Origin of the sequence: Pedobacter jeongneungensis, assembly GCF_039538295.1 — a bacterium.
Classification (GTDB): Bacteria; Bacteroidota; Bacteroidia; order Sphingobacteriales; family Sphingobacteriaceae; genus Pedobacter; species Pedobacter jeongneungensis.
The window spans coordinates 1-12,376 of the sequence record NZ_BAABBY010000014.1 but is presented as its reverse complement, the minus strand read 5'-3'; the positions used below and the strand labels follow the sequence as shown (position 1 = coordinate 12,376).

General features: G+C 41.2%; 7 protein-coding genes. 6 read left to right on the top strand and 1 reads right to left on the bottom strand.

The annotated features are described in order from the left end of the window. Positions 1 to 18 precede the first annotated feature (18 nt). The 6 genes from ABD769_RS22185 (at position 19) to ABD769_RS22160 (ending at position 10,185) form a co-directional block, all read left to right on the top strand. The gene (locus tag ABD769_RS22185; protein ID WP_344853545.1) at positions 19 to 990 is read left to right on the top strand and encodes a PorP/SprF family type IX secretion system membrane protein; all 972 of its coding nucleotides are present in this window, start codon (positions 19 to 21) and stop codon (positions 988 to 990) included. Between the two features lie 43 nt (positions 991 to 1,033). Next, the gene (locus tag ABD769_RS22180) at positions 1,034 to 2,995 is read left to right on the top strand and encodes an OmpA family protein (RefSeq protein ID WP_344853544.1); all 1,962 of its coding nucleotides are present in this window, start codon (positions 1,034 to 1,036) and stop codon (positions 2,993 to 2,995) included. A gap of 985 nt (positions 2,996 to 3,980) precedes the next feature. After that, positions 3,981 to 5,303, top strand: a complete 1,323-nt coding sequence (gene dinB / locus ABD769_RS22175) for a DNA polymerase IV (RefSeq protein ID WP_344853543.1) — start codon at positions 3,981 to 3,983, stop codon at positions 5,301 to 5,303. A 2-nt stretch (positions 5,304 to 5,305) separates the two neighbouring features. Then, positions 5,306 to 8,320 (top strand): DNA polymerase III subunit alpha, encoded by a 3,015-nt coding sequence (locus ABD769_RS22170; RefSeq protein WP_344853542.1) that lies wholly within the window; start codon positions 5,306 to 5,308, stop codon positions 8,318 to 8,320. 114 nt (positions 8,321 to 8,434) lie between these two features. Beyond that, positions 8,435 to 9,670, top strand: coding sequence for a Fic family protein (locus ABD769_RS22165; protein ID WP_344853541.1), 1,236 nt, complete (start codon positions 8,435 to 8,437; stop codon positions 9,668 to 9,670). Positions 9,671 to 9,681: 11 nt separating this feature from the next. Beyond that, positions 9,682 to 10,185 (top strand): YdeI/OmpD-associated family protein, encoded by a 504-nt coding sequence (locus ABD769_RS22160; RefSeq protein ID WP_344853540.1) that lies wholly within the window; start codon positions 9,682 to 9,684, stop codon positions 10,183 to 10,185. A 121-nt stretch (positions 10,186 to 10,306) separates the two neighbouring features. Here ABD769_RS22160 and ABD769_RS22155 read toward each other — a convergent pair whose 3' ends face one another. After that, entirely contained in the window at positions 10,307 to 11,041 is a 735-nt protein-coding gene (locus ABD769_RS22155; RefSeq protein ID WP_344853539.1) for a polyprenol monophosphomannose synthase, read from the bottom strand. Between the last annotated feature and the right edge of the window lie 1,335 nt (positions 11,042 to 12,376).

Here is a 12,376-nt window from a genome sequence, read left to right as displayed (position 1 = left end):
CACTAAGATGTTAAGATAATGAAGAAATTAATATGGTTAATAGCAGGTTCGTTTTTGTTGCTTTCGCGACCGGTATCTGCACAACAGGATGCCCAGTACAGTCAGTACATGTTTAACGGAATTTACATTAATCCGGCCTATGCGGGCTACAAAGAAGTGCTCAATGTGCATAGCTTTTACCGTAGCCAGTGGACGGGCATTACCGGAGCACCAAGGAGCATGTCGCTTGCAGTAGATGCCATTGCCAACAGCGGTAACGTAGGGCTTGCCCTCCAGGTGGCCAGCGATAAACTTGGTGCGCAGAACAACCTGAGTATTTATGGCAACTATGCCTACCGCATCAGGATGAACGACGATGGCAGCTCGAGGTTAGCTTTAGGCCTTGGGGTAGGGATGGTGCAATTGGGTATCGACGGCTCCATGCTCAACCCAAATAACCCGGAGCCTAACCAGCCTGTAGGCATGCAGAGTACCATTGTGCCCGATGCCAGGGCAGGGGTGTACTTCGCCAACGATAAATATTATGCCGGTTTTTCGGTAGATAACCTGATTGCCACTTACATCAATATCGACCGCTATGCCTTTATCCCACAGCCAAAACCGCATTATTATTTAACCGCCGGGGCATTGTTCCCGCTTAACGAAGATTTTCAGGTCAAACCTTCCTTCCTGTTAAAAGATGACCGTGGCGGCCCGACCAGTTTAGATGTAAACGCCTTCTTAATGATCAAAGATTTCCTTTGGGTGGGCGGCTCTTACCGTACAGGTGTAAAGTTGTACGATAAAAGTTATCTTCAAAAAGACCTTACCCCGCGAAATTCAGCGGTAGCAGCAATCCAGGTTTTTCCATCAGAGAAAATCAGGATCGGTTATGGATACGATTTCTCCGTTGGTCCGTTGCAGGGCTACAGCGGCGGCACGCACGAAATTTCGCTATCTTATTCATTCATTAAACCAAACATCAGGCTGGCAACTCCAAGGGTGTTTTAACCAAGTATTTCAGTATTTTTGACTAAATTATCCAAACAACATAATGAAGAAAATTTTAATAGGTACCTGCCTTTCTGCATATTGTTTACTCGCTTTCAATTTTTCAGCAAAAGCACAGTATGTACTCAAAGATGCCGATAAACAGTACGAGCTGTTTAATTATAGCAAGGCGATTGATTTGTACGAACAGGCCTATAAAAAGAAAAAATCCTTACACGTTGCAGAGCGCTTGGCCAGTGCCTATGCATTGATTTATAACTACAAACAGGCCGAAAGCTGGTACGCCATTGCCTCTAAAATGCCGGAAAGCAAACCTGAAAATATTTTAGGTTATGCCAAAGCTTTACAAAGCAATTCGAAATACAGCGAAGCCAAACTTCAGTATTTAAATTACATCGATAAAAAGAAAGATGTATCCGAAAAACAACAGGCCGTTTGGATTGCTTCCTGCGATTCGGCTTTAAAATGGATCAAAAACCCTAAAAAAATCGAACTGATCAATCAGGTTGCCTTAAACAGTGCGCAGTCTGACTGGGGTGCGGTTAATTACCAGGGCGGGGTAGTGTTTACTTCCGATAGGTCTGCCAAAGGTTTAACATCAGAAGAGAGCAAACCTTTCCTGCGTTTCGACGGATCAAAAGAACCCGATAAACAGGTTTACGGCTGGACAGGTAACGGATATTTGAAACTGTATTCCAAAGCTTCACCAAAAGATAGCCTTCAATTATTTCCAATCAAAGCAGGAACAAGGTACCACGTAGGTTCTGCAAGTTTTACCGCCGATGGTAAAACCATGTATTTTACCTTAACCCGCATCTCTAACGAGCTCGAAAAAGTAAAAAACAGGCCGAGTACCGTAAATGTAGAAATTTATAGCAGCACCAAAAATGCAGATGGCAAATGGAGCGAGCCGGTTTCTTTCGCCTATAACAATGTAAACGAATATTCTGTTGGCGATCCTTTTATCACCACCGATGGAAACAGCCTTTATTTTGCTTCCAACATGCCGGGCGGATTGGGCGGTACCGATATTTATGTATGTTTAAAAACCGATGCAGGCGAATGGGGTAAACCAATTAACCTGAAAGAAGTAAATACCGAAGGTAACGACCGCAGTCCTGTTTTTGATGAAAAAGACAACTTCTATTTCTCAAGCGATGGCAGGGTAGGCATGGGCGGACTGGATGTTTATCAGGCTTTAAGAGAAGGTGGTGGCATTGGTAAGGTCGAAAATATGGGTTATCCTTTTAACTCGCCACAGGATGATTTCGGCTTTAGCCTGAACGAAAAAGGCGGTATTGTGTACCTTTCTTCTAACCGCGATGGTGGTTTAGGCAGCGATGATATTTATACCATCGATCAGAAAATGATCCTGGCTTTTAAATTAGAGGGCCGCGTTTTTGATAAAAATACAAATCAGCCTATTGCAGGTGCATTGGTAACCTTAGCAAAAGTAAACGGATCGATCTTAAAAACAGAAACCGACGATAACGGGGGATATAAATTTAATCTGGCCAAAGAAACCGAATACAATGTTTCAGCAGAAAAAACAGATTACCGGTCTGACGTAGAAAACCTGGCAACCATTGGTTTAACCACTTCGGGCGTACTTACCCAAAACCTGTATTTAGAAGGTGTGGTGATTGATAAAGCCATCAGGTTAGAAAACATTTACTACGATTTCGATAAGTGGAATATACGCCCCGATGCTGCTGTTGAACTGGATAAGCTGGTTAAAATCATGAAAGATAACCCAACCATCTGGATCGAATTAGGTTCACATACCGATAGCAGGGGTAAAGATAATTACAACCTAAACCTGTCGCAAAAAAGAGCCGAATCTGCTGTACAGTATATCATTTCAAGAGGGATCGATAAAAACCGCATTACCGCTAAAGGTTATGGCGAAACTCAATTGCTGAACAAATGTGCCAATGGAGTAGATTGTAGCGACACCGAGCACCAGTTAAACCGACGTACCGAGTTTAAAATTGTAAAACAATAGAACACAGATAAGGAAACAATATATTCAATTTTTTAGTATATGCCTCTGGTGAAATCAGGGGCATTTTTTGTTTATTCCGTGGTTCGTGTCCTCACGCACCACCGCAATCCGCTAACTGAATATCTCCTCTGCTTAATTTTCTTAACTCCTTAATGGTCAAAAATGATGGAAAATGTAAAATGGATGATGGAATAATTTAATGCTGTCCAAATAGATCTCTCCAATTCTTTAATCCCGTGGTTCGTGTCCCCACGCACGACCGCGATGCATTAACTGAATATCTTCTCTACTTAATTTTCTTAACTCCTTAATGATCAAAAATGACGGAAAATGTAAAATGGATGATAGAATAATTTAATGCTGTCTAAATAGATCTCTCCACTTCGCGTTGCTCCGGTCGGGATGACGATCTTTCTATTGGAATCTGTCAATGTGATAACTTAGCTAATTCCGTGGTTCGTGTCCTCACGCACCACCGCGATGCGTTAACTGAATATCTCCTCTGCTTAATGTCCTTAACTTCTTAATGGTCAAAAATGATGGAAAATGTAAAATGTAAGATGGAATAATTTAATGCTGTCCAATAGATCTCTCCACTTCTTTAATTCCGTGGCTCGTGTCCCAACGCACCACCGCGATGCATTAACTGAATATTTCCTCTGCTTAATTTTCTTAACTCCTTAATGATCAAAAATGATGGAAAATGGATGATGGAATAATTTAATGCTGTCTAAATAGTCTCTCCACTTCGCGTTGCTCCGGTAATCCCATGGTTCGTGTCCTTACGCACCACCGCGTTATTTTCAGTGCCTTTAACCAAACCTTAATTTCAAAATTCATGCCTGTTCAGAAAGACAATTTTTAAAATTACTTCAAAAAATAAAACTAAAATATTTAGTATTATGTTTAAAAATTACTAAATTTAAATCAGTTTAAAACTAATAATATTAGTATTTTTGTTTTCAATCATCCCAATTGTATAGTAATGGAAAAAGAAAGGCAGATTATTCATATGGATCAAGATGCATTTTTTGTGTCGGTAGAAATCAGAAAAAATCCCAACCTAACAGGCAAACCTGTTATTATAGGCGGGGGCGGCGATCGGGGCGTGGTAGCCTCCTGCAGTTACGAAGCCCGTAAATACGGCATACATTCCGCAATGCCAGGCCGGACAGCTAAATTACTGTGCCCGCAAGCCATATTTTTAAAGGGCGACATGGAAGAGTATTCCAAGGCATCACATGATATTACCGAAATCATTGCCGATAAAGTCCCGCTTTTTGAAAAGGCCAGTATCGACGAACATTATATCGATATGACTGGTATGGACCGCTTTTTTGGTTGCATGAAATTTGCTTCAGAACTGCGGCAAACCATTATAAAAGAAATGCGTTTACCCATTTCCTTTGGCTTGTCCATTAATAAAACGGTAGCAAAAATTGCCACTAACGAATCAAAACCGGGTGGTGAATTACAGGTTACCTATCCCGAGCTGCGCCCTTTTCTCGATCCCCTCGCCATCCATAAAATTCCCGGCATCGGTCATGCCACCTATAAAAAACTGAGCGAAATGGGCGTCCGCGAAATCCTTACCCTCACGCAGATTCCCCAACAGCTTATGTTTAAAATCTTAGGGCAGCACGGATTGAGCCTTTGGCAAAAAGCAAACGGAATCGATCTCGCACCCGTAGTACCTTACCGCGAAAGAAAATCGATCGGTACACAGGCTACTTTTGAAAGTGATACCATGGACATGTCCAAACTCAAAGCCATCATTACCGGTATGGTTACCGGACTTACTTTTCAGCTCCGCAACCAGAAAAAACTGACCGCCTGCATTACCGTAACCGTGCGTTATACCAATTTCGAAACCGTTACCCAGCAGGAGCGGATCCCTTATACCTCGCTCGATTCACTGCTAATCAGCAAGGCACACAGCCTGTTCGAAAAAGTATATTCCAAGCGGATGTTACTGCGTTTGGTGGGCGTTAAATTGTCGCATCTGGTAAGCGGTTACGAACAGATCGGCCTGTATAATATCGCCGAAGAAGAATATAGCCTTTACCAGGCCATGGATAAAGTGCGCAATAATTATGGTGCCGAAGCCGTGGTAAAAGCCTGTATTGTTACCCAGCCACCCCGCGATGAACAGGGGAAAATAATCAAGTACAATCCACGAAAAAAGAAAGTATTGCTTAAAAATACTGAAGAAGAAGAGCCAAATCAGGAGCCGGAAGTGAGAAAACGTTCAAAAATCAGGAGTTTTATGAGCGAAAAAGGAATAACAGGCACTAAATCTTACGAATAGTTATGTTTTTGAATGTACATTCTTCTTACAGCCTGAAATATGGTACACAGAGCATCGATCAGCTTATTGCTACTGCGCGGCATTTGGGGATCCATCAGATGGTATTAACCGATATCAACAACTCAACCGGGGCGGTAGAATTTATCCGCGAGTGCTACAAACAGGGTATTGCCAAAGAAGCCGACGAAATACACAGAGGCAACATTCCTTACCAGATCAAACCTGTGGCCGGGATCGAATTTAGGATCGGTAACAAGTTGTTGTATGTCGGGATTGCCAGAAATAAGGAAGGTATGCGCGAGCTGAACGAGTTTTTAAGTCACCATAACATTTATCATATTCCATTGCCGGAAGTTCCGCCCGAAATGGAAAATGTGTACATCATTTATCCCTTTCAAAAAACTTTTAACCAAACATTAAAAGAGAACGAATTCGTAGGCATCCGGGGCAAACAGCTCAATTTTTTGTATGGGCATCCGATTTTAAAACAGAAAGAAAAATTATTGGTATGGCATCCCGTTACCGTGGGCGATAAAATTACTTACCGGCTGCACGAATATTTAAGGGCAATAGAACTCAATACCCTTTTAAGTAAAGTGCCCGATGAGCAAAAATGCAATCCCGACGAATTTTTGATCCCCGAAGCAATCCTCACGCAGCAATTTGAGCAGTATCCTTTTATTGTTCAAAACACACAAAAGTTGATCAATAGTTGCGATTTAAGTGTTTATTTTGAAGATACGCCCACGCCTTCCTCAAAAAATAAGTTTTTTTATACTGCTAATTTCGATGGTGATAAAAAGATGCTTCGCGAACTGGCCGAAAAAGGACTTAGAGACCGTTATGGTGAGAACAATGCCATTGCCATTAAGCGGTTGGAAAAAGAACTGCGGATTATCGAACTTAAAAACTTTTGTGCCTATTTCCTCATTACTTATGATATTGTACGTTATGCCATGGAAGATTGCGGTTTTTACCACGTAGGCCGTGGTTCCGGTGCCAACAGCATCGTAGCGTATTGTTTGCGCATTACCGATGTAGATCCCATTGATCTGGACCTTTATTTCGAACGTTTTCTGCACGAAAAAAGAACAAGTCCGCCGGATTTTGACATCGATTTTTCATGGGACGAAAGGGAGATCATACAGCAATATATTTTTGACAGTTATCCCAAATGGCATGTGGCTTTTTTGGGCACCATGAGTACTTTTAAAGACCGCGCAATCATCAGGGAAATTGGCAAGGTAATGGGCTTACCTAAAGAAGAAATAGACAGTTTTACCGATCCCACCAAAGAACGCGAAAACCTGCTCAATGCCACTTACCAGAAATTATTGGCTGTGCACCGCTACATGAAAAGTATGCCTAACCAGCGCTCTATCCATGCCGGGGGGATCCTGATCTCGCAGGAGCCAATTACCTATTATACCGCATTAGATATGCCGCCAAAAGGTTTTCCAACGGTGCAATGGGACATGTACGAAGCCGAAGCCATAGGTTACGAAAAATTCGATATTTTAAGCCAGCGGGGCATCGGGCACATCCGTGAGGCCGTGCAATTAATTAAAAAGAATAGAGGAAAAGAGGTCGATATCCACGATTTTCCAAAGTTTAAAAAAGATCAGAAGCTAAATAATATTCTTAAAGAAGGACAACCTATCGGATGTTTTTACATCGAATCGCCGGCCATGCGGCAACTGCTTAAAAAGCTGAAATGTGATGATTACCTTACCCTGGTGGCGGCCAGCTCCATTATCCGCCCGGGAGTAGCCAGCTCAGGCATGATGAAATCCTATATCGAGCGTTATCATGCGCCCGAAAAAGTAGTGTACCTCTGTGACGTGATGAAAGAGCGGCTTGGCGAAACCTATGGTGTAATGGTTTATCAGGAAGATGTAATTAAAGTTTGCCATTATTTTGCAGGGCTGGATCTGGCCGATGCGGATATTCTCCGCAAGGCGATGAGTGGTAAATACCGGTCTAAACTCGCTTTTGAAGAGTTGGTGAACAAATTTAAAGTTTCGGCCAGGAACCAGGGGCATTCCGAAGAACTGGTTAACGAAGTATGGCGGCAGATTTCATCTTTTGCGGGTTATAGTTTTTCTAAGGCCCATTCGGCCTCATTTGCCGTAGAAAGTTATCAGAGCCTTTACTTAAAAACCTATTACCCTAAGGAGTTTATGGTTGCGGTGCTCAATAATTATGGTGGTTTTTATAGTCGCTGGGTATATGTGCACGAACTGCAAAAAACAGGCGCGAGGGTGCATCTGCCCTGTGTTAATCAAAGCGATGAGGTGGTAACCATAACAGGCGAAGATGCCCATCTGGGTTTCATTGGCATTCAGGGTTTGGAAGAAAAAAACATTAAAATTATTCCTCAGGAACGCAAAGCAAACGGGCCATATCTCGATCTCGAAGACTTTGTGAAACGAACCTGCGTTTCGCTCGAACAGGCCATTCTCTTAATCCGCCTGGGTGCATTTCGCTTTACCGGGAAAGACCGCAAAACCCTGCTTTGGGACGTGCATAATTACCTTGGCTTTAAACAGAAAAAGATAAACCATGCGGAGCTTTTCAAGCTGAGTTACAAAACTTACGAGCTGCCTGCATTAATGGATTCGGAACTCGAAAATGCCTATACCGAACTCGAACTACTGGGGTATCCGCTTAATTATAAAATGTTCGATTTTCTAAAAACACCTTACCGCGGTGATGTAATGACAGCCGATCTGCACAAATATTTAGGTAAAACCGTAAGGATGGTAGGCAATTATGTATGCGAAAAAACAGTGCATACCATTAAAAATACCAAAATGTGGTTCGGTACCTTTTTAGATGCAAACGGCGATTTCTTCGATACCACCCATTTCCCTAACACCACACCGATGTACCCTTTTAAAGGAAAAGGCTGTTACCTCATTTTAGGTAAAGTGGTTGAAGATTTCGGATTTCAGAGCATTGAAGTATTAAAGTTTGCCAAGCTGGATATCCAGATGAACCCGGTGGCGATTGATTAAAAAATAAGGATTCGTCATTCCCAACTTGATTGGGAATCTTAATGCAATAAGCTTTAAAATTCATGCCTGCGCGGGAAGGATGATATTAAACTTATATGTTCTTAAATGCCTCCTATGGTACAAACAATAAAGCTCAACTGTTATAAATTTCAAATACATTCTAAATATCATGAGCCGAATAATTTTGCTAATCGGCTCATAAAATGGCTTTTTTTTGAGCCGAATAAATGGTATATTCGGCTCATGCAATATAATTGGGAACTTCCTACATGGCCAAATTTTACTTTTTCTACCAGAGAAATTGAGCATCAATTGTACGATTTTGCGCAAGAAACAGGCGAAGTTAATGCCTTATTAAAGTTATTGCCTGAAGATGTTGGGCGGGAAGCACTATTAGAAACGATATTGTCGGAAGCAATAAAAACCTCTGAGATTGAAGGCGAGTTTTTAAGCAGGAAAGATGTAATGTCTTCAATCAAAAATAATTTAGGACTTAATAAAACACCTGATATTATTAAAGATAAAAGGGCTTCTGGAATAGCCAATTTAATGATTGATGTTAGGAATACATTTTCTGACGTACTGAGCAATGAAACCTTATGGAATTGGCATAATTATTTGTTCGGGGAAAGTAAACATATAGCTGCGGGTGCATGGAGAAAAAGTGACGATCCGATGCAGGTTGTATCCGGTAGCTTTGGAAAAGAAGAAGTCCATTTTGAGGCACCGCCATCTGCCCGTGTTGTAGGAGAAATGAAGGCATTTATAACATGGTTTAACGAAACAAAGCCATTTGGACCTAAAGAAATTAAAGATCCTTTGATAAGGGCAGCAATTGCTCATCTGTATTTTGAAACAATTCATCCATTTGAAGATGGTAATGGCCGTATTGGAAGGGCAATTGCTGAAAAGGCAATTTCTCAAACATTGGGAAGACCAGTAATGTTAAGTTTATCAAAAACTATTGAAGGCAACAGGTCTGCATATTATCAGGCTTTAAAAGTTGCTCAAAGAAGCAATGAAATTACTGAATGGTTAAAATTTTTTGTAACTGTTGCCCTGCAGGCACAGTTTGATGCAAAGAAAATGATTGATTTTACACTTAATAAAATTAAGGTTTTTGATTTATTTAAGGAAAAGTTAAATCATAGGCAAAAGAAAGTCTTACATAAAATGTACAGCTTCGGCGTAGATGGTTTTGAAGGAGGAATGACGGCTAAAAAATATATATCTATTACTAAAACCTCAAAAGCTACTGCTACCAGAGATTTGCAAGAATTAGAAAGTTTAGGTATTCTGGCCGCTTTTGGTGGTGGAAGAAACATACATTATAAAATAAAGGAATCTTAATTTCTAGAGCCATGATCCACTTTAAAGCAGAAATAGAACGTTTCGAAGCCATGGGCGAAAAAACCGGCTGGAGTTATGTATTTATTTCTGCTGCTTTAGCCAGCGAAATGAAGCCAGGTTGTAAAAAGAGTTTCAGGGTAAAAGGGAAAATAGATCAGGTTGAGGTAGTCGGACTGGCAACCATCCCAATGGGCGAGGGCGATTTTATTATTGCCTTAAAAGGCGAACTCCGTAAAAAACTGAAAAAAGAAGCAGGAGCAGCTATCGAACTGTATTTAGAAGAAGATAAAGATTTTAAAATCGAAATGCCTGAGGATCTCGAAATCTGCCTTTCGGAAGAGGAGCATCTAATGGAAAATTTCTTAAAACAACCTAAATCACACCAGAATTATTACATCAACTGGATCAATCAGGCGAAAACCGAAGCCACACGCACAAAACGACTTACCATGACGGTTAAAGCAATGGATAAGGGGCAGGATTTCGGCGCAATGATGAGGGAAAGTAAGTTGTAAGTTTGGAATTTTGAGTGCGGAGTTTACAAAGAGCAGAAACATTTAACGGTTAAATTCAAATTTCTGAGCTTGGGACGATTGACATTTAGCAACTCTCAACTACAGTCTCCCGGCTCCAAACTTAAACCTTCCGACTATAATTTCTAAACCAACTGTTCATTTTCATTTGAATAACCCCTAGAAAAGCCTCTCTAAAAATTTTGGTACTCATTTTAGAAGTTCCTTCGGTACGGTCGGTGAAGATAATAGGCACTTCGACAACCTTAAAACCGAATTTAATGGCGGTAAATTTCATTTCGATCTGAAAGGCATAGCCTACAAATTTAATTTTGTTGAGCGGAATGGTTTCTAACACGATTTTGCGGTAACATTTGAAACCAGCAGTAGCATCCTGAATATTAATTCTGGTAATGAAGCGTACGTACATCGAAGCAAAGTACGACATTAAAACCCTGCCCATTGGCCAGTTTACCACATTTACACCTTTTACATAACGCGAACCTATGGCCACATCTGCACCGTTTACACAAGCTTCGCGTAAACGGGCCAAATCATCCGGGTTGTGTGAGAAATCGGCGTCCATTTCGAAAATATAAGGGTATGCCCTTTGTAAAGCCCAGTTAAAACCGTAAATATATGCAGTGCCCAGGCCTTGTTTACCTGCACGTTCTTCGATAAAAAGATGCCCGTCGTATTCGGCCTGTAAAGATTTTACAATTTCGGCAGTTCCATCCGGCGAACCATCATCAATAATTAAGACATGAAAAGGCTGGGTTAAAGAAAAAACCTTTCTAATGATCTTTTCGATATTTTCCTTCTCGTTGTAGGTGGGAATGATGACTAAACTATCTAACACGTTTGTTGTGGTTTTTTAATAAGGTAAGCTCCTGCTTTTGTGTTTATACGATGCGCTTTGCTTTCAAAAGGCGAAAGTAAAGATTTAATATGAAATCATCATGAATTTTCTTTTGTTGGTATGGATTTGTATCCGGACCTTATCTGTTAGATTTCTCCACTGCGGTCGAAAGGACGAATCTATTAAGATCTGCGCAGAATTAGAATTTAAGGCACTGAACCATTGTACCTAAACCCGATCGTAGTGTAAAGCCTGCAGACCGAAGCATGAGGGCAAGGACTTGTAACGAAGAGCGGGACAGCAGGCCTCCAAGAACTACTATCCGCCCATTTTCTAATAGTCATCCTAAACTCTACGGTCAAAATGACGATTCTATTAAGATCTGCGCAGAATTAGAATTTAAGGCACTGAACCATTGTACCTAAACCCGATCATAGTGTAAAGCCCGCAGACCGAAGCATGAGGGCAAGGACTTGTAACGAAGAGCGGGACAGCAGGCCTCCAAGAACTACTATCCGCCCATTTTCTAATAGTCATCCTAAACTCTACGGTCAAAATGACGATTCTATTAAGATCTGCGCAGAATTAGAATTTAAGGCACTGAACCATTGTAACTAAACCCGATCGTAGTGTAAAGCCCGCAGACCGAAGCATGAGGGCAAGGACTTGTAACGAAGAGCGGAACAGCAGGCCTCCAAGAACTACTATCCGCCCATTTTCTAATAGTCATCCTAAACTCTACGGTCAAAATGACGATTCTATTAAGATCTGCGTAGAATTAGAATTTAAGGCACTGAACCATTGTAACTAAACCCGATCGTAGTGTAAAGCCCGCAGACCGAAGCATGAGGGCAAGGACTTGTAACGAAGAGCGGGACAGCAGGCCTCCAAGAACTACTATCCGCCCATTTTCTAATAGCCATCCTAAACTCTTGTTTCAGGATCTTTTTAAATAGATTTCTCCACTGCGGTCGAAATGACGATTCTATTAAGATCTGCGCAGAATTAGAATTTAAGGCACTGAACCATTGTACCTAAACCCGATCGTAGTGTAAAGCCCGCAGACCGAAGCACGAGGGCGAGGACTTGTAACGAAGAGCGGGACAGCAGGCCTCCAAAAACGACTGTCCGCCCATTTTCTAATAGTAATTCTAAACTCTTGTTTCAGGATCTTTTTAAATAGATTTCTCCATTTCGCTTCGCTACAGTCGAAATGATTGTTATGATAAAAACAAATTTTAAGCGGCAATATTAAAGTTATTTTTATAGCTCTCCTGGTTTTTAATAACAGCAGCAATTCTTAGCGCTATTTTGTTTCTAACGGCATTAATTACG